Source organism: Lysobacter sp. H23M47 (genome assembly GCF_015209765.1).
GTDB classification, from domain to species: domain Bacteria; phylum Pseudomonadota; class Gammaproteobacteria; order Xanthomonadales; family Xanthomonadaceae; genus Novilysobacter; species Novilysobacter avium.
In genome coordinates, this window is record NZ_CP063658.1 from 1,476,938 (window position 1) to 1,498,374 (window position 21,437).

Below are 21,437 nucleotides of genomic sequence, written 5' to 3' on the forward strand. Positions count from 1 at the left end.
ATCGGCCTGAAGGAGGTCCGCATCATGTTGCGTCGGATTCACTCACTGCCCGCTCTTGTCCTTGGGCTGCTGATCGCCGTATTGGCGATCAGCGGCGCGATCCTGTCGGTCAATCCAGCCATTGACCGGCTGGGAACGACGGTGCCGGAGCGTGGGCAGGTCAGCGTCGCCCTGCTTGCGGAGCGGATAGCCGAGAACTTCGTCGGCGTGGAGCAGATCCAGCGCAGCCCGTCCGGCTCGATCATCGTCTACTACAGCCAGGATGACCGGGCCGAGGCGATGCGTGTCGACCCGCTCAGCGGAAAGGCGATCGGCCCGTATGCGCCCTCGCCCACCACGCGCTGGATCAAGAACCTGCATCGCTCATTTCTTGCAGACACGCCGGGCAGGGCCGCGGCCGGGATCTCGGCGCTGACGATGCTGGTCCTGTGCGTGTCAGGCATGGCACTGCTGCTCAAGCGCGTCGGGGGATGGCGGCAGCTGTTGCGCCCACTGCGAGGCAGTTTCAGCCAGCGTTGGCACTCGGAGCTCGGGAGAATCGCCCTGTTGGGGCTGCTGATGTCCGCGCTGACCGGCATCCTCATGTCGGCGACCACCTTTGGCCTGATACCCGAGGGGGCGGACACCGAGCCTGCGTTCCCGACTGCGGTGGAGACGCCAGCCGCGCCGGTACCGGTGGGCACCCTGCCCGCTCTGCTGGAGATCGATCTCCAGGACCTGCGCGAACTCGTCTATCCGATGCCGGACACTCCCTCGGACTTCTACTCGCTCGCCACCGCGCAGGGCGACGGCTACATCGACCAGGCCACGGGCGTCCTGCTGGTCTTCCAGCCACATGACCGGGTCCAGAACGCCCATGAACTGATCTACCGCCTGCACACCGGCGAGGGACTGTGGTGGCTGGGTCTCCTGCTGGGCGTCTGTGCACTCAGCGTTCCGGTGATGAGCGCCACCGGCGTGGTGATGTGGTGGCAGCGTCGCCGCCTGATGCCGCGCATCGCCAACAACAGCGGCGCGCAGGCGGCAGACACCGTCATCCTTGTGGGCAGCGAAGGCAACAGCACCTGGGGCTTTGCGAACGCGTTGCACGACGCGTTGCACAAGGCCGGCAAGCGGGTGCACACCGCCCCGATGAACCTGCTGGCGAAGGAGTATCGCCAGGCACGCCACCTGTTCGTACTCACCGCCACCTACGGTGACGGAGACGCGCCCACCTCGGCCAGGCAGTTCCTTGCGCGCCTGGGAAGGTTCAGCGGTGACAACAAGCCGGCGTTCGCGGTCCTGGGTTTCGGCGATCGCCAGTTCCCGCGGTTCTGCCAGTTCGCCAGGGAAGCCCGCGAGGCCCTGTTTCGCCGCGGCTGGACCGAATTTCTCGAGCTGGACACCGTGGACCGGCAGTCCTCGCAGGAGTTCGCGCGCTGGGGAGAGGCGGTTGAACCTGCACTGTCCCTCAAGCTGGGGCTGACACACGTACCGTCCCACCCCCAAACCCGCCCACTCGAGCTGATCAGCCGGATGGACTACGGTGCCCAGGTCAATGCGCCGACCAGCATCCTGCGCTTCGGGCCGGTCGCCTCACCGAGCGCTGGCGGGAGGTTGCGTCGGATGCTCGGTATCAGTGAACTGCCCCACTTCGACGCAGGTGATCTGGTGGGAATCGTGGCGCCGGGAAGCCCGGTCCCGCGGTTCTATTCCCTTGCCAGCGGATCCAGCGACGGCTTCCTTGAAATCTGTGTGCGCAAGCACCCCGGCGGCCTGTGTTCGGGGATGCTTCACGACCTGCAACCCGGCGCCCGGATCGATGCGTTTATCCAACCCAACCCCGACTTCCGGCCGGCCTCGGGCAAGTCGCCGGTGGTTCTCATCGGCGCCGGAACAGGAATCGGGCCGCTGGCCGGATTCATCCGCAACAACACCGGTAAACACCCGATGTATCTGTACTGGGGCGGCCGCGACCCGGCGTCGGACTTCCTCTACGAGCCGGAGCTGGACGGCTACCTGGCCGATCACCGGCTGACCGGGTTGAACGCGATTTTCTCCCGCACCGCCAATGGCGGTTACGTGCAGGACCGGCTGCTGGACCACTCCTCGCAGATGCGGCGACTGATTGAAGACGGCGCTCAGATCCTGGTCTGCGGCGGCCGCGCGATGGCCGACAGCATCCGCCAGACCATCGACGCCATCGTGGCTCCGATCGGCCTGGATGTTGCCACCCTCAAACTGCAGGGGCGCTACCGTGAAGACGTCTTCTGAATCCGCTGATTCATCCGTCGCGGTGATGCAGCGGTACAGCCTGCACGGCGAGACGATGGGCACCCGTTACAGCGCGCTGTTCTTTGCCGCGCCGGGCGTCGATGAGCCGGACATTGGCCAGCGGCTCTTCGCCGCTGTGGATACCGTCGATCGACAGATGTCGAGCTGGAAGGCCGATTCCGATCTGAGCCGGCTGAATGCCGCGCCGATCAACCAATGGATCACGGTTCCGGCCGAGCTGTTCACGGTGCTGGAAACCGCCCTGCAGGTCGGTCGACAGTCCCGGGGCGCGTTCGATATCGGCGTCGGCGATCTGGTCCAGTCCTGGGGTTTCGGCCCCGCCCGGGGCGCGATCGACCTCACGGCGATCGCCGCTCGTAAAGCGGGTGTCCGCCGCGCCGCATCCGAGATCCTCGAACTGGAAGCCCCGCAGAGCCGCGTCCGCAAGCGGGCGGCGATCATCCTGGATCTCGCGGGGATCGCCAAGGGGTTTGGGGTGGACCAACTGGCCCGCTGTCTCGACGGTTTCGGCATTACCCGCTACCTCGTCGGGATAGACGGTGAGATGCGCGCCCGCGGAAGCAAGCCGGACGGCCGTCCCTGGGCCGTCGCGATCGAGAAGCCTGTCCGCGGTGTGCGCGAGGTCACCGGGGTGATGGAGTTGGCTGACGCGGCAATTGCCACGTCCGGCGACTACCGGCACTGGGTTGAGCATGACGGCCGCAGCTACCCGCACACCATGGACGCCACCGGCCAGCAGCCGGCCAGCAACCGACTCGCCGCGGTCAGCGTCGTGGACGCCACGTGCATGCTTGCCGACGCATGGGCGACCGCCTTGCTCGCCTTGGGCGAGACGGAAGGGGTCAGGCTGGCGCGTGAACGTGGAATGGAGGCATTGTTCACCCTGCACGATGGCGACGGCTTTCAGGAGATCCACGTCGGCTAACATCCACCGCTTTCTACCGGAGCGCGTAATGACTGCACCTGATACCGCCGATACGGTTCTTGATTGTCTTGTCATCGGCGGCGGTCCGGGTGGTTTGACGGCGGCGACCTACCTGGCGCGCTTCCGTCGCAAGCTCGTGCTGGTCGACGCGGGTCAGAGCCGCGCACGCTGGATCCCGGCCAGCCACAACTGCCCGGGTTTTCCGTTTGGCGTGGCAGGCAATGAACTTCTGGGCCGATTCCGCGAGCACGCCGCCCAGTACGACGTGCCCGTGGTCGAGGACCGCGTGGACGCGCTGGAACGCTCCGGGGATATTTTCATCGCCCGCTCAGCGACACGCCGATGGCGCGCCCGCAGCATCATCCTGGCCACCGGCGTGGTCGACCTGCTGCCCGAGATCGAAGGCGCCGAGGATGCCATCGCAACCGGGGCGCTCCGATTGTGCGCGGTCTGCGACGGGTATGAGGCCCGGGATGACGCGATCGCGGTGCTGGGCCGCGGCGAGGAGGCGATCGGCCACGCCGAGTTCCTGCGGACCTTCTCGCGTGACGTCACCGCCATCACGACCGACGGCCTTCACGAGGATCCGACCATGCAGGATCGGGCCACCGCCAGCGGCGTGGTGCTGCTTCCGGCGCCGGACCGGTGGCATCTGGTCGATGGCGGCTGTGAGGCTCAGCTTCCGGATGGATCCAGGCGGCGCTTCGATACCCTGTATCCGGTGCTTGGCTCCGACGTCCAGTCTTCCCTGTTGTTGCCGCTTGGCGCCGCGACCGACGACGCAGGCGCATTGAACGTCGATGACCACATGCAAACCAGCGTCGACGGCGTGTACGCGATAGGCGACGTGGTCAGCGCGCTCAACCAGATCAGCGTGGCCGTCGGACAGGCCGCGATCGCCGCGACCGCGGTCCATGGCAGCCTTCCGCGCAACCCGCGCTGAGCCGCTTGCCGGCCGCTGCGAACCCGGACCAGCGGGCAGGCCGAACTGACATCAAAATGAACGATTCACCACGCCACTGTCGCGGGCTGCGCAGGCGGCCGTTTTCACCACGTCGCCGTCACAAATCGAGGAATAATTTTTGTCTCGCCCGCTAGAGGGCACTCGCCAGGAGACGGAAAATGCCAACCGACAAGAAGCAGTCCACGGACAGCAAATCTGACAAGAAACACGCCAGCGGTTCGGATCAGAAGAGCGGCAAGTCGGCGTCAGGTGATACGTCCAAAAGCTCCAAAAAGAGCGACACCAAGAGCCGTTGAGTTTCCGCGGCCAGTAACCAAAACGCCCGCGCAACGCGGGCGTTTTCGATTCTGCAGGCAGTTCTTCGTTACTCTCGGGCGTGACCCTCTCAGGCAGAGGAACGATGCGCAATCGACGGAGGACGCTTCCATGGATCCGATTCCCGCCGCCCTGCTTTGGGGCTTTCTGGGCTATGTCGTTTTCCCGTTGTGGCTCGTGGCCGGCGCAGCCGACTTTGCGTGCCACGCCCGCACCGACATTGCCCACACCTCGGGGGTCGGCGAGTCCGTTCTCCACCTGCTGCAGACCGCCCAGATGGGGCTTCCCATCCTCGCGATCCTCTTTCTTGAGGTGGACGCCAGTGTGCTGCTCCTGGCGATCGTTGCGTCCGTGGCACATACGGCCACCGCGTACTGGGATTTGAGCTACACGGCACCGCTACGGCGAATCTCCGCACTGGAGCAGTTCGTCCATGCATTCCTGATCATCCTGCCGCTTACCGGACTGGCGGTCATCGTCCTTCTGCACTGGCCGCAGGCAAGGTCGCTGCTTGCACCCCTCAGCGCGGATTGGTCGCTGCGCCTGCGAGCACCCGGATTTGAGACAGCGCTGATCGCTGGCGTCCTCGCAGCCTCGTTCGCCATTGTTGTCGCGCCCGGCCTTATGGAGCTTCGCCGGACGCTGCGTGCGCGGAAGTCGGGGCGTCGCGCCATCGCGTAGGGCAAGCGCAACTGCCTGCTTCCCTAGCCCGTGGCCGCAGTAACCACGTCCGCGTTGCGCATCACCTGCAGCGCGGCCAGCAACAGCGGCAGCGGCGTCTGGAAAAATGCCGGAAATCCAGATCAGCCAGCGCACCGCGATGTGAACCGGTGCGGTGCGCTTCACTCTGCTTTGAATCCACTGGCCCTAGGTTGATGGCTCCACGCGCCCGCGCTGGCGCAACGCCAATACAGGAGACCGCATGGCCACGTCATCAAGCTCCGGCACCGGGAAAAAAGCCACCGGGCCGGCAAAAAAAGCGGCACGTGCAGCCGACCACCAGAAGGATCTGCAGAAGGCGATCGAGAAAAAGTCGTCCGTGCCCAAAGCCAAGAAGCCTGCAAGCGAAAAGCCCAGGGCAGTGCAGGCCGGAACACGCAAGCAGCCTGTCCGGATGCCGGCCCAGCACATCGACAAGCCCGGCAACGAGCATGAACTCCAATTGCAGCCGCGCTATGACGCGCCGGACTACAAGGGCAGCGGAAAGCTGGCCGGGATGAAAGCGATCATCACCGGAGGCGATTCGGGCATCGGCCGGGCAGTGGCCGTGCTGTTTGCGCGTGAGGGCGCGGACGTTGCCGTCGTCTATCTGAGCGAGCACAAGGACGCGAAGGCCACCAAGGCGGCCGTCGAAGCCGAAGGTCGCAACTGCGTGCTGATCAGCGGCGACGTCAAGGATCCCGCGTTCTGCAAGCGCGCGGTCGCGCGCTCGGTCAAGGCGCTCGGCGGGGTGGACGTACTGGTCAACAACGCGGCGTTCCAGTTGCACGCCGACGACCTGGAGAACCTCAGCGAGGAGCACCTGCAGGAAACTCTGCAGACGAACATCGGCGGCTATTTCCGCATGGCCAAGGCCGTCCTTCCACACCTGAAGGAAGGCTCGAGCATCATCAATACCGGTTCGGAGACCGGGATCTTCGGACACAAGTCGCTGCTGGACTACTCCGCCACCAAGGGCGCGATCCACGCCTTCACCCAGTCACTGGCCAGCAACCTGCTGGAACGTGGGATACGGGTCAACGCGGTTGCTCCCGGGCCGGTCTGGACCCCGCTCAACCCGGCCGACAAGCCGGCCGGGGACGTTGCCGATTTCGGCCGCGACAGCGACATGAAGCGCGCCGCCCAGCCCGAGGAGCTCTCGCCTGCGTATGTGTTCCTCGCCTCGCCGGTCACCGCCTCCTACATCAGCGGGATCGTGCTGCCGGTGATGGGCGGACCGAGGGGCTGAGCGGCGACGACGCCGCAGAGGTTGCAGACACAAAAAAGGCCCCGTTCCCGGGGCCTTGTTTGCTTGAATACCCTAAGGTAATCAATGGTTTGAAGTGGCGTCCCCAAGGGGATTCGAACCCCTGTCGCCGCCGTGAAAGGGCAGTGTCCTAGGCCTCTAGACGATGGGGACGCGGTAGTCCCTGTACCTTTTTTTCCGGCTGTCTTTCACACAACCAGGTACAAAAACCATTTGAAATGGTGGAGCCAGGCGGGATCGAACCGCCGACCTCCTGCATGCCATGCAGGCGCTCTCCCAGCTGAGCTATGGCCCCACGGGGCTGGAAAGTCCGTAAGGTTAGAGCGCTATCCGGGAACCGTCAAGCCCCGGTCAGGATTTCCGCGGAACTTTCACTTTCCAGCCTCAACGTGCCCTCCCCGTGCCCGCGCTCGGCGAGGTATTCCAGCCATTTACCGAGGAAGGTGTTCATCCGCAGACGATGGCTGATCAGGGCCGCCGGCAGCGGATACATGCCCAGCACATCCTGCCAGCGACGACCGATGTAGCAGTGCGTGGCCTCCAGTTGGTTGGCGTCGTGGTAATGGCGCAGGTAGGCCGACGGGTCGGGCATCCCGGTCACCGGGTCCACCATCGTGTAGCTCACGCGCAACTCGGTCGTGTAGCGGTGCTGCAGCAGCACTTCCACACGCAGGTCCAGGCCATCGCCTACGCTGGAGATGTGCCTCCCCGGCGCGAGATCGGAGGTGTTGAACAGGCGGCGCAGGCGGACATGGTTTTCGGCATACAAGGCCATCAACCAACCGAAGCGGTCGAGCGAAGGAAGGCGGCGAGTGGCGACAGAACTGGACATGCACTGATCCTACACGTCCGTCCCGATTGCGGGCCGCACCCCGCAAGGACCCGGAACAGCGCGGTTCAGAACATCTCGCGATTGATCCGCAACGTCGTCATGACCTTGCTCGCGATCTCCTCGATGGAGGTGTTGGTCGTGCTCAGGGTGGGGATTCTTTCCGCGCGGAACAGCGCTTCCGCTGCAGCGACCTCGCGCTTGCAGGTCTCCAGCTTGGCGTAGTGGGAATCGGGGCGGCGCTCCTGGCGGATCTGGTGCAGGCGGTGCGGGTCGATCGTCAGTCCGAACAGCTTGTCGCGGAATTTGCGCAGCCGCTCCGGCAGCCGGTCGTGCTCCAGGTCTTCTTCAGTGAGCGGGTAGTTGGCCGCCCGCACGCCGTACTGCAACGCCAGATACACGCAGCTGGGCGTCTTGCCTGCCCGTGACACCGCCACGAGGATTACATCGGCATCGTTGTAGTCGATCGCGATGCCGTCGTCGTGGGTCAGCGCGTAGTTCATGGCGTTGATACGGCGATGGTAGGTGTCGAAATCGACAATCGCGTGCGCGCGGCCCACGTGGCGCATGCGCGACTGGCCAAGCTCACGCTCCAGCGGTTCGATAAAGGGCGCAAACACATCCAGCATCAGCGCCCCGCTCTTGGCCAACGCCTCGCCCACGTCGCTGTCCATGCAGGAGTTGATCACGACCGGTCGCACGCCGTGGGTCTCGGCCGATGCCTTGATCCGTTCCACGGCGTCTTCCGCCTGCTCCACGCTGTCCACAAAGGAAATGCGTTCCGCAATGAAGTCGGTGCCGTTGAACTGGGTCAGCAGACTGTGGCCGATGGTCTCCGCGGTGATGCCCGTACCGTCGGATATGTAGAACACAGGGCGTGTGTCGCTCATCGGATGTACCACCTCGCAGTGTGCCGGGATTGAAAAGCCCGCCAGATCAACCTTGTAAGCACCCGGCGCAGCGGCGATCATAGCGGCTTCGCCGTGCCCAGCGGCGTGCCCCCCACGGAGATACACAGTTTTGAACGAGAATATCCTCTGGCTGCACGCGCTGCGCCTGGACGACCTGGCCCGCGTCGGCGGCAAGAACTCGTCGCTTGGCGAGATGATCGGCAATCTGTCCAACCTCGGTGTTTCCGTTCCGGGCGGATACGCGACGACCTCAGAGGCGTTCAAGGACTTCATCGCCCACAACAACCTGCACCAGCGGATTTTCGACCGCCTCGCGCCGCTGGACGTCGACGATGTCGCCGCCCTGACCGAGGCCGGCAAGGACATCCGCGACTGGGTGATTGGCGCTCCGCTGCAGCCGGAGCTCGACCGCGACATCCGCATCGCCTATCGCCAGCTGTGTGACGAGAACGGCGGCGGCGACGTGGCCGTGGCAGTGCGCTCGTCGGCCACCGCCGAGGACCTGCCCGACGCCAGCTTCGCGGGCCAGCAGGAAACCTTCCTCAACGTGACCGGCGAAGACGACGTCGTCGTCAAGGTGAAGGAAGTCTTCGCCAGCCTCTACAACGACCGCGCGATCGCCTACCGCGTGCACCACGGCTTCAAGCACGAGGACGTGTTCCTGTCCGCTGGCGTGCAGTTGATGGTGCGCTCCGACGTGGGCGCATCCGGCGTGCTGTTCACCCTGGACACCGAGTCCGGCTTCCGCGAAGTGGTCTTCATCACCTCCAGCTTCGGCCTGGGCGAGATGGTCGTCCAAGGCGCGGTCAATCCCGACGAGTTCTACGTCTACAAGCCCACCCTCGCCGAGGGCAAGCAGGCGATCCTGCGCCGCTCCATCGGTGCCAAGCAGTTGCGGATGATCTACTCCGACCAGCCCGGCGAGCGCGTCCGCACCGAGGACACACCGACCGACATGCGCGGCACCTTCTCGATCAACGACGAGGACGTGCACGAGTTGGCCCGCCAGGCGCTGATCATCGAGAAGCACTACGGCCGCCCGATGGACATCGAGTGGGCCAAGGACGGCGTCAGCGGCAAGCTGTTCATCGTCCAGGCGCGCCCGGAGACGGTGAAGTCGCGCGGCCACGCCACCCAGATCGAGCGCTACCAGCTGGGCGAGCGCGGTCCGGTCGTGTGCGAGGGCCGCTCCATCGGCAACAAGATCGGCAGTGGCGTCGCCCGCGTGATCCGTTCACTGGACGACATGGCCCGCGTGCAGGCCGGCGACGTTCTGGTTGCCGACATGACCGACCCGGATTGGGAGCCGGTGATGAAGCGCGCCGCCGCAATCGTCACCAACCGAGGCGGCCGCACCTGCCACGCGGCGATCATCGCCCGCGAGCTCGGCGTTCCCGCAGTGGTCGGCACCGGCAACGCGCTGGATGCCATCAAAGAAGGCCAGACGGTGACGGTGAGCTGCGCCGAAGGAGACACCGGTTTCATCTACGACGGCGACCTGCCCTTCGAGCGCCACGTCGCCGATCTGGACAAGATGCCCGAGGCGCCACTGAAGGTGATGATGAACGTCGGCAACCCTGACCGCGCCTTCGATTTCGCGATGCTGCCCAACGCGGGTATTGGTCTGGCGCGGCTGGAGATGATCATCGCCAGCCACATCGGCATCCACCCCAAGGCGCTGCTGGAATACGACCGCCAGGATGCGGCGACAAAGAAACAGATCGATGCGAAGATCGCCGGATACGGGGACGACCCGGTCCAGTTCTACGTCGACCGCCTCGCCGAGGGAATCGCCACCATCACCGCGTCGGTGGCGCCCAAGCCGGTGATCGTGCGCCTGTCGGATTTCAAGACCAACGAGTACGCCAACCTGATCGGCGGCGCGGCCTACGAGCCGGACGAGGAAAACCCGATGCTCGGCTTCCGTGGCGCGTCGCGCTACGTCGATCCGAGCTTCAGTGATGCGTTTGCGCTGGAGTGCCGCGCGGTGCTGAAGGTGCGCGACGAGATGGGGCTGACCAACCTGTGGGTCATGATCCCGTTCGTACGCACCTTGGACGAGGGTCGCAAGGTGGTCGAGGTGCTGCGGGCCAACGGCCTGGAACAGGGCAAGGACGGCCTGAAGATCATCATGATGTGCGAGCTGCCGTCGAATGCGCTGATGGCCGAGGAGTTCCTCGAGATCTTCGACGGTTTCTCGATCGGCTCCAACGACATGACCCAGCTCACCCTCGGCCTGGACCGGGACTCGGGGCTGATCGCGCACCTGTTCGACGAACGCGACCCGGCGGTGAAGAAGCTGCTGTCAATGGCAATCAAGACCGCGAAGGCCAAGGGCAAGTACGTCGGTATCTGCGGCCAGGGGCCGAGCGACCATCCCGACCTCGCCCAGTGGTTGATGGAGGAAGGGATCGATTCGGTGTCGCTGAACCCCGACACCGTCGTTGATACCTGGCTGCGACTGGCCAAGGCCAAGGCGGCTGGCTGAGACGTGACGGGCTGCTAACGGCTCCCGTCCTAGAATCCGGTCCACATTCGACGCCCCGCCTGACCGCGGGGCGTCGCACATGAGGAGATCTGGATGCAATCGACAACGACTATCGCGACCGGCAGTTGGCTCGCCCATGCCCAGGCCGGAGAGTGGACCGAAGCCCTGACTGGCCTTGGAATCCGGGTCGGCCTGGCATTGCTGCTGTTCCTCGTCGGGCGCTATGTGATCAGCTGGATCCTGTCATTGGGGATTCGGGCGCTGGATCGCAGTCGCGTGGACACGACTGCCTCGCTGTTCCTGCGCAAGGTCGCTTCGGTGACGATGACCATACTGCTGATTCTGGCGGCATTGCAGGTGATCGGCGTGCCGATGACTTCGATGATCGCCGTGCTTGGCGCGGCCGGGCTGGCGATCGGCCTGGCGCTGAAGGATTCGCTGTCCAACATCGCATCAGGTGTCATGCTGGTGACGCTGAAGCCGTTCAAGGTGGGGGATTTCGTCACCATCCACGGCGAGGTCGGCACAGTCGAGGCGGTGAGCATCTTCCAGACCTGCGTGCGCGGCGCCGACAACCAGGTCATCGTGCTGCCCAACAGCCTGATCACCCGCGACTCGATCATCAACCACACGCCCGAGGACATGCGCCGCATCGGCCTCTCGCTGCCGATCAGCTACACCGCGGATATCGACACCGCCCGGGCAATCGCCATCGAGTTGATGCACGCCGACGAGCGCATTCTCGCCGAGCCGGCTCCCAGCGTGCTTGTCTACGCCCTGGGCGAGAACCATATTGATCTTGGCGTCCGCTGCTATACCAACAACGCGGACAACTTCGTCACCAAGTGCGCGCTGCTGGAGGCGCTGAAAAAGGCCTACGACAAGGCGGGCGTCTCACCCGGATTCCAGCAGCGCGAGGTGGTGCTGTACTCGCGGGACGGGGAAGGCGGGCGCGTCCCGCTCAACGTTCGGCCGAAAGGCGCTCAGCCGGCTCAAGACCACCCAACGCCCCCATGAACCGGCGGTAGTAGCGCAGCTCATTGATCGAGTCGTGAACATCGCTCATGGCGGTGTGGCTGGCCTGCTTGTTGAGGCCGGCGCTGATTGAGGGCGCCCAGCGCTTCGCCAGCTCCTTGACCGTGCTGACATCCAGGTTGCGGTAATGGAAATAGCGCTGCAGCTTCGGCATCTGGCGATGCAGGAAGCGGCGGTCCTGGCAGATCGAATTGCCGCACATCGGCGAGGCGTTCGCCGGCACCCATTGGGCAAGGAATGCGAGGGTCTGTCGCTCCGCCTCCTGCAGCGACACGCCCTGCTCCAGCACGCGCGCCCACAGCCCGGAGCCGCCGTGCTGATTGCGGTTCCAGTCGTCCATCGCCTCCAGCGTAGCCAGCGGGTGGGCAATGGCCAGTTCCGGACCTTCGGCGAGCACGTTCAGTTGCTTGTCCGTGACCACCGTGGCGATCTCGAGGATCGCGTCGTTGTCGGTGTCCAGACCGGTCATTTCCAGATCGATCCAGACCAGGTTGTCGGCATTGACAGGACCGTTGGCCATCGGGGGCTCGCGTCGCTTGGAGGGGGCAGGCATCATACCGTCACCCTGCAACGGAAGCCTGCATGTCTGCCACGCCCTTCGCCGATCCCAACCACTACGCAGTGATTTCGGCGATGATCACCCCCGCATTTTTCCTGACCGCCACCGGCTCGCTGTTGATCTCCTCCAACAACCGCCTGGCGCGCGTGGTCGACCGCATGCGCAAGGAGATCGAGCACCTGCGCGACACCGTGCCGGGCCCGATGCGCACCGAGCTGGAGATCCGGATCGGCTACCACCGGCGGCGCTCGTACCTGGTGCTGGGGGCGCTGCGGATCCTGTACGCCGCGCTCAGCGCGTTCGTGGGCACCAGCATCGGGATCGCCGCCGATGCGTTCTTCCATTATCAGCTGGGCTACCTGCCAACGCTGCTGGCGGTACTCGGCGTGCTGCTGATGTTGGCCGCCTCGCTGTGCCTGGGGCAGGAGGCACGGATCAGCCTGCGGGTACTGGAGCGCGAGCTGCGGGCGGAACTGGACAAGGATTCCACCATCCCGCAGCCGTTCTGACTCAGGCGCAATACCGCCTTACGACGACTTCATACGCTTGCGGCGGAAGTAAGCGGTAAGCCGCGCGCCCGCCTCCTCACCCAGCAAGCCGCCCTCCACCTCCACCCGGTGGTTGTGGCGCGGGTCGGTCAGCAGGTCGAAGACGCCACCGGCGGCGCCGGTCTTCGGGTCGGCGGCGCCATAGACCACCCGCGCAACCCGCGCATGCACCATGGCCATCGCGCACATCGCGCACGGCTCCAGAGTCACATAGACCGTGCATCCCAGCAGGCGGTGGTTGGCCAGGCGGAATCCGGCCTGGCGCATCGCCACGATCTCCGCGTGTGCGGTGGGATCATGCTCGGTGATGTTGCGGTTCCAGCCCTCGCCCAGAAGCGAGCCGTCCGCGGCGACCACCACAGCGCCCACCGGGATCTCGTCATCCTCGCGCTCGGCGCGGTCCGCCAGCGCCAGCGCGTGGCGCATCCAGCGCTGGTCGTCGCTCATTCCCACTCGATCGTTGCGGGCGGCTTTCCACTGATGTCATAAACAACGCGAGAAACACCACGCAACTCGTTGATTATCCTGTTGGATACACGCCCAAGAAAATCATAAGGCAGGTGCGCCCAGTGCGCCGTCATGAAGTCGATCGTCTCCACCGCACGCAGCGCGATGACCCACTCATAGGCCCGCGCATCACCCACCACGCCGACCGACTTGACCGGCAGGAACACCGCGAACGCCTGGCTGGTCCTGTCGTACAGGTTGGCCTTGCGCAGTTCATCGATGAAGATGTGGTCGGCGCGTGCGAGCAGCTCGGCATACTCGCGCTTGACCTCGCCCAGGATCCGTACGCCCAGGCCGGGGCCGGGGAACGGATGGCGGTACACCATCGAGGCCGGAAGACCCAGCTCCACACCCATCCGCCTGACCTCGTCCTTGAACAGCTCACGCAGCGGCTCGACCAGGCCCAGTTTCATATGCTCGGGCAGGCCACCGACATTGTGGTGGCTCTTGATCATGTGGGCCTTGCCATTCTTGCCACCGGCCGACTCGATAACATCGGGATAGATCGTGCCCTGGGCCAGCCATTTGGCATTCGCCAGCTTGCCGGACTGTTCATCGAAGATCTCGACAAACAGGTTGCCAATGATCTTGCGCTTGGCCTCCGGGTCAGTGACACCTGCCAGCGCATCGAAGTAGCGATCGGCCGCATCGACGCGGATGACCTTGACGCCCAGGTGCTCGGCAAACGTCGCCATCACCTGATCGCCTTCCTGCCAGCGCAGCAGACCGGTATCAACAAACACGCAGGTGAGCTGGTCGCCGATCGCCTTGTGCAGCAGGGCCGCGACCACGGACGAATCCACGCCGCCGGAGAGGCCGAGGATGACCTCGTCCTGGCCCACCTGCTCGCGCACACGGGCAACCTGGTCCTCGATGATCTGTTGCGGCGTCCACAGGGTCTGGCACTCGCAGATATCGGTGACGAAGCGTTCCAGCAGCGCCCCACCCTGCTTGGTGTGGGTGACTTCGGGGTGGAACTGGACGCCGTACCAGCGGCGCTCGTCATTGGCCATCGCCGCCACCGGCACGCGGTCAGTTCGCGCGGTAACGACAAAGCTGTCCGGCGCCCTGGAGACGTGGTCGCCGTGGCTCATCCACACGTCCAGCCGTGGCGGCGAGCCGGGATGGTCCTTGAGACCGTCCAGCAAACGGTCCTGCGCCACCAGCGCGACCTCGGCATGGCCGTACTCGCGCTGGTCGGCGGCCTCGGTATCGCCGCCCAGCTGCTTGGCCATCGTCTGCATGCCGTAGCAGATGCCCAGCAGCGGCAGGCCGGAATCAAAGACCTCCTGCGGCGCCTGCGGACATCCTTCCAGCGTCGTGGACTCGGGACCGCCCGACAGGATGATGCCCTTGGCACCGAATCCCTCGATCTCGCCGGGGTCGTGGTCCCACGCCCAGATCTCGCAATACACGCCGAGCTCGCGGATGCGACGCGCGATCAACTGCGTGTACTGGGCCCCGAAATCGAGGATCAGGATCTTGTCTCTATGGATGTCGGTCATCGTCTTCAGCCCACCCGGTAATTCGGCGGCTCTTTGGTGATCTGCACGTCGTGGACGTGGCTCTCGCGCGAGCCTGCTGACGTCACGCTGACGAACTCCGGTTTGGTGCGCATTTCCTCGATGGTCGCGCACCCCACGTAACCCATGGTCGCGCGCAGGCCGCCCACCAGCTGGTGGACGATATTGCGCAGCGGGCCACGATACGGCACGCGGCCTTCGATCCCTTCGGGCACCAGCTTGTCGGCATCGGAGGAGTCCTGGAAATAGCGGTCCTTGGAGCCGGTCTCCATCGCCGCCAGGCTGCCCATGCCGCGGTAGCTCTTGTAATGACGACCCTGGAAGAGTTCGCTGTCGCCGGGCGACTCGTCGGTGCCGGCGAACAGGCTCCCGATCATCACCGTTGAGGCCCCAGCGGCCAGCGCCTTGCCGATATCGCCGGAGTAGCGGATGCCGCCGTCGGCGATCAGGGGAATGCGGTCCTGCAACGCCTCCGCGACCATGTCGATGGCCGAGATCTGCGGCACCCCCACGCCGGCTACGATGCGGGTGGTGCAGATGGAGCCCGGACCCACGCCCACCTTGACCGCGTCCGCGCCGTTGTCCATCAGCGCCAGCGCGGCGTCGCCGGTGACGATGTTGCCGCCGATGACCTGCAACTGCGGGAAGTGCTTCTTGACCCACTTCACCCGGTCCAGCACGCCCTGCGAATGGCCGTGGGCGGTATCCACCACGACCACGTCCACACCGGCGGCGACCAGCGCTTCCACGCGCGCGTCGGTGTCACCGCCGACACCCACCGCGGCCCCGACCAGCAGGCGCTCGCTGCTGTCATAGGCGGCGTTGGGATTGTCGGTCTTCTTCTGGATGTCCTTGACGGTGATCAGGCCCTTGAGCTCGAAGGCATCATTGACCACCAGCACCTTCTCGATCCGGTGCTTGTGCAACAGGCCCATGACTTCCTCGTCGCTGGCGCCCTCCTTCACCGTGATCAGACGGTCCTTGCGCGTCATGATGTGGCGCACCGGATCGTCCAGCTTGGTCTCGAAGCGCATGTCGCGGCTGGTGACGATGCCAACCAGCTGGCCGTTGTCGACCACGGGCACGCCGGAGATGTTGCGCTCGCGCGTGAGGTTGAGCACATCGGCGATGGTGGTGTCGGGACTGACGGTGAACGGCGCGCGGATGACGCCGGCCTCGAAGCCCTTGACCTGGGCGACGTGGGCAGCCTGCTGGGATACCGTCATGCTCTTGTGGATGATGCTCATTCCGCCCAGTTGGGCCAGGGCGACGGCAAGGCGCGCCTCGCTGACGGTGTCCATCGCGGCCGAGAGTATCGGCAGGCGCAAGCCCAGGTCACGGGTCAATCGGGCTGCCAGGTTGACGTCCTTCGGCAGGACCGTCGAGTGGGCCGGAATCAGCGAAACATCGTCGTAGGTGAGAGCTTCAGCCTGGATGCGCAACATGGTCGGAACCGGAATAGGTGAAGCGCGCCATTGTACCGCTTTCGCAGCGATCCCATCGCGCTCAGCTGTCAGCCGCCTCGGCGGCTTCCAGGGTGTTCTGCATCAGGGTCGCCACGGTCATCGGTCCCACGCCGCCCGGGACCGGGGTGATCCAGCTGGCACGTTGCGCGGCCGCCTCGAAGCCGACATCGCCGACCAGGCGCCCGTCATCAAGGCGGTTGATGCCCACATCGATCACGACCGCACCGGGCTTCACCCACTCGCCGGGGATCAGCTGCGGGCGACCCACGGCTACGACCAGAATGTCGGCGCTGCGGACCGACGCTTCGAGCACGTCCTGCGGGGTGAACTTGTGGCAGCAGGTGGTCGTGCAGCCGGCGATCAGCAGCTCCAGCGCCATCGGCCGGCCGACGTGGTTGGAGACGCCGACGATGGTCGCGCTGGCGCCGCGCACCGGGCGGTCGGTGTAGGCCAGCAAAGTGGTGATCCCACGCGGCGTGCACGGCCGCAGGCCGAACTGGCGCAGGGCCAGATGACCAACGTTCTCGGGGTGGAAGCCGTCCACGTCCTTGCCGGGCGAGATGCGGTGGATCAATGCGCTCGCATCACGGCGGTCCGGCAGTGGCAGCTGGACCAGGATGCCGTGGATATTGGGATCCACGTTGAGACGGTCAATCAGTTCCAGCAGCTCGTCATCGGTAGTGCCGGACGGCAGATCGAAGTCCACGGCGCGGATTCCCACCTTGCGCGCGGCCCGGCGCTTGTTGCGCACGTACACCGCCGACGCCGGATCACCGCCAACCAGAACGACGGCCAGCCCCGGCGCCGACTTGCCCGCCGCCAGACGCACGTCGACACGCGCCTTGAGGTTGTCCAGCAGGTCCTCGGCAATGCGCTTGCCATCCAGGATGCGGGCGGTGGGCGGGTTGGCGTCAGTGTTCAAAAGCAGGACCTGGGTGACGTGGCCGGACATTATCGCCGATCTTGCCTCCAACGATTCCGCGATGCGGCTCAGTTGCCCGAGCAGAAAGCCGCGTAGTCGATGTACCCGGGAAAGGGCGTTCCGGGAGAGCACACCGGGCACGCCGGATCCGGCGACAGGCGCGTCTCGCGGAAGCGCATGCGCATGGCATCGAAATTGAGCAGCCGGCCGCGCAGGGGCTCGCCAATGCCGAGGATCAGCTTGATGGCCTCGGTTGCCTGGAGCATGCCGATCACCCCCGGCAATACCCCCAACACGCCGGCTTCGCTGCAGTTGGGGGCGTCCTCGGGTGAAGGCGGCTCCGGGAACAGGCAGCGGTAGCAGGGATAGCGGCCGCGGTGGCGACCGGCGTCGAACACGCTGACCTGTCCGGTGAATCGATGCACGGCGCCATACACAAGCGGCTTGCGGAGTTTCACGCACGCATCGTTGAGCAGGTAGCGCACGGCGAAATTGTCGCCGCCGTCAAGGACGACGTCGGCTTCGCTGATCAGCGCTTCGACGTTGTCGCTGGTCACCCGCACGGCGGCCGGATTGACCCGCAGCCGCGGGTTCAATGCCGACAGGGCGATGGCGGCCGACTCGACCTTGGCGATGCCGATCCGGGCCTCGGCGTGCAGGATCTGGCGCTGCAGGTTGCTGCGATCGACAACGTCGTCATCGGCGATATCCAGCTGACCGATACCCGCGGCGGCAAGGTAATACGCCGACGGCGAACCCAGCCCTCCGGCGCCCACGAGCACGATGCGCGCTGCGCCGAGGCGCTGCTGGCCTGCCGCCCCGACCTCCGGCAGCAGCAGGTGGCGCGAATAGCGCTCGTTGAAGTCGCACTCATCCGGATCGATTTGCGGATCCGCCATCGGCAGGCCGTCGGCGCGCCAACGCCGGGTGCCGCCTTCCACGGAACCGACGTTGGAGTAGCCCGCCGCAGCCAGCGCCCGCGCAGACGCCAGCGAGCGCGCCCCGACCTCGCAGATCAGCAGGACTTCGGAATCCAGGCACGGAATCACCTCGCCCGGCGCCGACTCCAGGTCGGGACCCGCAACGCCAAGCGCCGCCGCAGCCATGCCTGTGGAGCGTTCGTGCGCCTCGCGGGTGTCCACCAGGATGGCACCGGCCTGTTGACGCGCATGCGCCTGTCTGGGCGTGAGAATCGGTGCTTCCATCGCCGCCATTATCCGCTTTGGTCGCGGTTGCAGGCGGTCAGTAGGCGCCCATGTAGTCGCGCTTGCCGATTTCCACGCCGTTGTGGCGCAGCAGCGCATAGGCCGTCGTCACGTGGAAGAAGAACTGTGGCAGGCCGTAGGTCAGCAGGTAGTCCTGGCCGTTGAAGCGACGCTCCTTCGGGGTGCCGGGGCGGGTCAGGATCTCGCGCTGCTCGCTGCCCTCGAACTGCGCCGCATCAAAGCCATCGAGAAACGCGAGGGTGCGCTGCAGCCGATCGCGCAACTGCTCGAACCCCTGCTCCTGGTCGTCATAGGCGGGTACGTCCTCTCCGGCCAGGCGGGCGGTCACGCCGGTTGCGAAATCGCACGCGATCTGGATCTGGCGGACCAGCGGCAGCATGTCGGGGAAAAGACGCGACTGCAGCAGCACCGCCGGCTCTATCTTGCGATCCGCCGCGTAGGCCTCGGCCTTGCCGACGATGGCGACCAGGCTGCCCAGCATCTGCCTGAATACGGGAACGGATGCGGCGTACATGGAAATCGACATGGCGGAACCTCTTGCGGGGGGAACCGGTGATGTTAGCCGTTCGCCGAGCGCACGCGTGGCCGTGACGGCATTGGCGGGGGTGAGCCTTTAGAATTGGCTGCCCCGCTCCGCTGCCGTGCCAGATGCCCTATCGCCTGCTGAAGTTGTTCGTGGCACTCGCCGCCTATGGGCTTTCGATGGCGATGATGCTGCAGTCCCACTACGGCCTGATGCCGTGGGACGTGCTGCACCAGGGAATCTCGCTGCAGGGCGGCTGGCCGATGGGCCGGGTGACGGTGGCGGTGAGCTTTGCCGTGCTCCTGGCGTGGATCCCGATCCGCCAGAAGCCGGGCTTCGGCACGATCTGCAACGCGATCCTGATCGGACTGACGTTCGACGCGGTGCTGGAACCGTTGGGGCAACTGGTCGCCGGCGCCGGGCCGGCGATGCGCATGGCATTGCTGGGCGGGGGAATCGTGCTCAACGGCGCCGCCACTGCAGCCTACCTGGGTGCGGATTTCGGCGCCGGTCCGCGCGACGGCCTGATGACTGGACTGGTGCGCCGCACCGGTCGCTCGGTGCGACTCGTGCGGACGCTCATCGAGGGCAGCGTGCTGGCGACCGGCTATCTGCTGGGCGGCACGCTCGGTGCAGGCACCTTGCTCTACATGCTGCTGATCGGCCCGCTGATCCAGCTCATGCTGCCATGGTTCCAGCGCCCGTCGCCGGCGCCGCGCGTCATCCCCGCAACAGAACCGCCGGCAAAGCAACCAGGCCCAGCAATACGATAACCGCCGCGGCGGCCAGCACGACCTTCATCGGCTCGCGGCGCCAGACATCGGCGAACGTCTCCCCGGTGCCGTCACGCTGGCCGGCCTCGTATTCGGCGCGTGCCTTCGCCTGGCGTCCCGTCTGGTAAACCGCCATGAGCTGCTTGGCTCTCGGCAGGTCGTCGTCATTGGACAGCCAGATCGCGCCATGGGAAATGCCCCAGCGGCTGGGCTTGGTTTCGTAGTACTCGATGCGATTCTCATCGAGCATGGCGCGCACATCCTCGATTTCATCCTCGAGGACCAGGCGCAGGTTGAGCAGCAGTTTCGACATCCGCCGATGATACCGCCCGACGCGCGGTTGCGGCTCAACCGCCGCCCAACACCTCGAGCGGATCCGCCGCCGTCTTCCCGGGCGTTCTTGGCGTTGGCCTCGGCGATCCGGGGCGCGCGCTGGATCGGCGCGGGCGCGCTTGCACGCCAGCTTCGAGGCGGGTCCGCACCTCGGCGGGAATCGCCTCATCGCCCAGCTCGCGGATCAGGCTTGCAAGCAGGTCCCCTGCAATCTCGCGCGACCTGGCCTCATCTTCCGGCAGGTACTGCAACGCATCATTGGCGAGCTGGATACTGCCGCGCAGATAAAACTCCCGGGCGGTCGCGTCCTCGGAATTGCGCTCCAGCACTTCTCGTGATGCCGCAATGGCCTGCGGCCAATCCCCCAGCCCGGCCTGGATCTCGGCGATGTGCAGCCAGGGCAGCGACTGCTCCGGCGCCGCATCCGCGGCGCGGTGGTACGCCTGGATCGCGGCTGCCGCATCATCGCCGCGAAGCGCCGTCTCCGCCGCGGTCATGCTCTGGGCATAGCCTGGCGCGGCGGCGTTTGACAAGGTCGCACAACCCGAGCCAGCCATCGCCACAAGCGCCGCGCCGAGAACCCACCCCAAGCCACGCGTGTGAGTGGATTCGTTCATCGTCACATCCTCGAACATGGCCGATTCGGCCGCAGGAAACATAGCATTTTCACGCGAAAATCACGAGGGTGGCGCGACCGGCAGGTGCCAGTCATAGCGGATCGCCATGTAGCGCAGTCCGAAGCACACCGTCGCGGAGGCGACCATGACCGGGACCGCCGGCAGCTCAAGCGCGACGCCAACCACCACCACGATCGCGCCCAGCATCGCTGCAATCGCATAGAGGTCGGACTGGAACACCACCGGCGTGCGGGCCACCAGCACGTCGCGCACGATACCGCCGCCGATTCCGCTGAGCATTCCCAGCAGCACCGCGCCAACCGGCCCCAGCCCGTGGTCGAGCGCCTTCAAGGAGCCGATCACCGCGAACAGCGCCAGGCCTGCGGCATCGAACAGCCTCACCGGGTTGCGCAGGCGTTCGATATCGCTGTAGCGATAGAACGTGATGATCCCTGCGAGGCAGCTGACCGCCAGGTAGTGCCAGTTGGCCAGCGCCACCGGCGGGGTGGCGCCAATCATCAGGTCGCGCGTGATGCCGCCGGCGGTGGCGGCCGCGAACGAGAGCACCAGCACGCCGAAAATATCCAGGCGGTTGCGGACACCCACCGTCGCACCGCTGATTGCAAAGGCGAAGGTACCTATCAGGTCGATCGTGGTGATGATCGTATTGAGGGCCAATTCACGGTCACTTTCAAAATGGGCCAACAGGATGCCACGCGGTGGGCGCCGTGGC

22 protein-coding genes and 2 tRNA genes are annotated in these 21,437 nt (G+C 65.6%); 10 read left to right on the forward strand and 14 right to left on the reverse strand.

Going from position 1 to position 21,437, the window contains the following annotated elements; genetic code table 11:
* Positions 1 to 24: 24 nt before the first annotated feature.
* The 6 genes from INQ43_RS06690 to INQ43_RS06715 all read left to right on the forward strand — a co-directional run bounded on the left by INQ43_RS06690 (position 25) and on the right by INQ43_RS06715 (position 6,426).
* Positions 25 to 2,253: a PepSY domain-containing protein gene (locus tag INQ43_RS06690; RefSeq protein WP_194035938.1), complete on the forward strand. Its 2,229-nt coding sequence runs from the start codon at positions 25 to 27 to the stop codon at positions 2,251 to 2,253.
* 55 nt (positions 2,254 to 2,308) lie between these two features.
* Positions 2,309 to 3,199, forward strand: a complete 891-nt coding sequence (locus tag INQ43_RS06695; RefSeq protein WP_194035939.1) for an FAD:protein FMN transferase — start codon at positions 2,309 to 2,311, stop codon at positions 3,197 to 3,199.
* 28 nt (positions 3,200 to 3,227) lie between these two features.
* Complete coding sequence (locus INQ43_RS06700; RefSeq protein WP_194035940.1) at positions 3,228 to 4,142, forward strand: NAD(P)/FAD-dependent oxidoreductase; 915 nt, start codon at positions 3,228 to 3,230, stop codon at positions 4,140 to 4,142.
* Between the two features lie 179 nt (positions 4,143 to 4,321).
* Positions 4,322 to 4,459 carry a hypothetical protein gene (locus INQ43_RS06705; RefSeq protein ID WP_194033589.1) on the forward strand — a complete coding sequence of 46 codons (138 nt, stop codon included), beginning with the start codon at positions 4,322 to 4,324 and terminating at the stop codon, positions 4,457 to 4,459.
* Positions 4,460 to 4,589: 130 nt separating this feature from the next.
* On the forward strand, positions 4,590 to 5,159 hold the full coding sequence (locus INQ43_RS06710) for a diguanylate cyclase (protein WP_194035941.1): 570 nt from the start codon (positions 4,590 to 4,592) through the stop codon (positions 5,157 to 5,159).
* 241 nt (positions 5,160 to 5,400) lie between these two features.
* Positions 5,401 to 6,426 (forward strand): SDR family oxidoreductase, encoded by a 1,026-nt coding sequence (locus INQ43_RS06715; protein ID WP_194035942.1) that lies wholly within the window; start codon positions 5,401 to 5,403, stop codon positions 6,424 to 6,426.
* Between the two features lie 95 nt (positions 6,427 to 6,521).
* Here the strand turns inward: INQ43_RS06715 and INQ43_RS06720 are convergent.
* The 4 genes from INQ43_RS06720 to INQ43_RS06735 all read right to left on the reverse strand — a co-directional run bounded on the left by INQ43_RS06720 (position 6,522) and on the right by INQ43_RS06735 (position 8,163).
* A tRNA-Glu gene (locus INQ43_RS06720) sits at positions 6,522 to 6,597 on the reverse strand.
* 66 nt (positions 6,598 to 6,663) lie between these two features.
* A tRNA-Ala gene (locus INQ43_RS06725) sits at positions 6,664 to 6,739 on the reverse strand.
* A 45-nt stretch (positions 6,740 to 6,784) separates the two neighbouring features.
* Entirely contained in the window at positions 6,785 to 7,276 is a 492-nt protein-coding gene (locus tag INQ43_RS06730; RefSeq protein ID WP_194033593.1) for a DUF1249 domain-containing protein, read from the reverse strand.
* A 65-nt stretch (positions 7,277 to 7,341) separates the two neighbouring features.
* Entirely contained in the window at positions 7,342 to 8,163 is an 822-nt protein-coding gene (locus INQ43_RS06735) for a pyruvate, water dikinase regulatory protein (RefSeq protein WP_194033594.1), read from the reverse strand.
* Positions 8,164 to 8,293: 130 nt separating this feature from the next.
* On the opposite strand from INQ43_RS06735, the gene ppsA reads away from it, so the two are divergent.
* Positions 8,294 to 10,672: a phosphoenolpyruvate synthase gene (gene ppsA / locus INQ43_RS06740; protein ID WP_194035943.1), complete on the forward strand. Its 2,379-nt coding sequence runs from the start codon at positions 8,294 to 8,296 to the stop codon at positions 10,670 to 10,672.
* Positions 10,673 to 10,765: 93 nt separating this feature from the next.
* A complete protein-coding gene (locus INQ43_RS06745) occupies positions 10,766 to 11,689 on the forward strand; it encodes a mechanosensitive ion channel family protein (RefSeq protein ID WP_194035944.1) in 924 nt (307 codons plus the stop codon).
* On the opposite strand, the gene orn is transcribed toward INQ43_RS06745, so the two are convergent.
* The gene (gene orn / locus INQ43_RS06750) at positions 11,634 to 12,227 is read right to left on the reverse strand and encodes an oligoribonuclease (protein ID WP_194035792.1); all 594 of its coding nucleotides are present in this window, start codon (positions 12,225 to 12,227) and stop codon (positions 11,634 to 11,636) included. The two genes, INQ43_RS06745 and orn, sit on opposite strands and share 56 nt — an antisense overlap.
* Before the next feature lie 62 nt (positions 12,228 to 12,289).
* Here orn and INQ43_RS06755 point away from each other — a divergent pair, with 62 nt between their 5' ends.
* On the forward strand, positions 12,290 to 12,775 hold the full coding sequence (locus tag INQ43_RS06755; RefSeq protein WP_194033597.1) for a DUF2721 domain-containing protein: 486 nt from the start codon (positions 12,290 to 12,292) through the stop codon (positions 12,773 to 12,775).
* Between the two features lie 18 nt (positions 12,776 to 12,793).
* Here the strand turns inward: INQ43_RS06755 and tadA are convergent, their stop codons facing one another.
* The 6 genes from tadA to INQ43_RS06785 form a co-directional block, all read right to left on the reverse strand.
* Complete coding sequence (tadA, locus tag INQ43_RS06760) at positions 12,794 to 13,261, reverse strand: tRNA adenosine(34) deaminase TadA (RefSeq protein WP_194033598.1); 468 nt, start codon at positions 13,259 to 13,261, stop codon at positions 12,794 to 12,796.
* On the reverse strand, positions 13,258 to 14,826 hold the full coding sequence (gene guaA, locus INQ43_RS06765) for a glutamine-hydrolyzing GMP synthase (RefSeq protein ID WP_194035945.1): 1,569 nt from the start codon (positions 14,824 to 14,826) through the stop codon (positions 13,258 to 13,260). The genes tadA and guaA overlap by 4 nt, the downstream gene beginning before the upstream one ends.
* Positions 14,827 to 14,831: 5 nt before the next feature.
* Positions 14,832 to 16,289 carry an IMP dehydrogenase gene (guaB, locus tag INQ43_RS06770; RefSeq protein ID WP_194035946.1) on the reverse strand — a complete coding sequence of 486 codons (1,458 nt, stop codon included), beginning with the start codon at positions 16,287 to 16,289 and terminating at the stop codon, positions 14,832 to 14,834.
* Between the two features lie 61 nt (positions 16,290 to 16,350).
* Positions 16,351 to 17,262, reverse strand: a complete 912-nt coding sequence (gene folD, locus INQ43_RS06775; protein ID WP_194035947.1) for a bifunctional methylenetetrahydrofolate dehydrogenase/methenyltetrahydrofolate cyclohydrolase FolD — start codon at positions 17,260 to 17,262, stop codon at positions 16,351 to 16,353.
* Positions 17,263 to 17,300: 38 nt separating this feature from the next.
* Positions 17,301 to 18,437, reverse strand: coding sequence for a molybdopterin-synthase adenylyltransferase MoeB (gene moeB, locus INQ43_RS06780; protein ID WP_194035948.1), 1,137 nt, complete (start codon positions 18,435 to 18,437; stop codon positions 17,301 to 17,303).
* 37 nt (positions 18,438 to 18,474) lie between these two features.
* A complete protein-coding gene (locus INQ43_RS06785) occupies positions 18,475 to 18,984 on the reverse strand; it encodes a DUF1993 domain-containing protein (RefSeq protein WP_194033603.1) in 510 nt (169 codons plus the stop codon).
* A 122-nt stretch (positions 18,985 to 19,106) separates the two neighbouring features.
* Here INQ43_RS06785 and INQ43_RS06790 point away from each other — a divergent pair, with 122 nt between their 5' ends.
* Positions 19,107 to 19,754 carry a hypothetical protein gene (locus INQ43_RS06790; RefSeq protein WP_194035949.1) on the forward strand — a complete coding sequence of 216 codons (648 nt, stop codon included), beginning with the start codon at positions 19,107 to 19,109 and terminating at the stop codon, positions 19,752 to 19,754.
* Here INQ43_RS06790 and INQ43_RS06795 read toward each other — a convergent pair.
* Genes INQ43_RS06795 through INQ43_RS06805 form a run of 3 tightly spaced genes read right to left on the reverse strand, consistent with a single transcriptional unit; the run spans position 19,702 to position 21,409 of the window.
* Entirely contained in the window at positions 19,702 to 20,067 is a 366-nt protein-coding gene (locus INQ43_RS06795) for a DUF6164 family protein (RefSeq protein WP_194033605.1), read from the reverse strand. The genes INQ43_RS06790 and INQ43_RS06795 overlap by 53 nt on opposite strands.
* A 34-nt stretch (positions 20,068 to 20,101) precedes the next feature.
* A complete protein-coding gene (locus tag INQ43_RS06800; protein WP_194033606.1) occupies positions 20,102 to 20,704 on the reverse strand; it encodes a hypothetical protein in 603 nt (200 codons plus the stop codon).
* A 60-nt stretch (positions 20,705 to 20,764) separates the two neighbouring features.
* Positions 20,765 to 21,409: a trimeric intracellular cation channel family protein gene (locus tag INQ43_RS06805; protein ID WP_228062422.1), complete on the reverse strand. Its 645-nt coding sequence runs from the start codon at positions 21,407 to 21,409 to the stop codon at positions 20,765 to 20,767.
* Positions 21,410 to 21,437 lie beyond the last annotated feature (28 nt).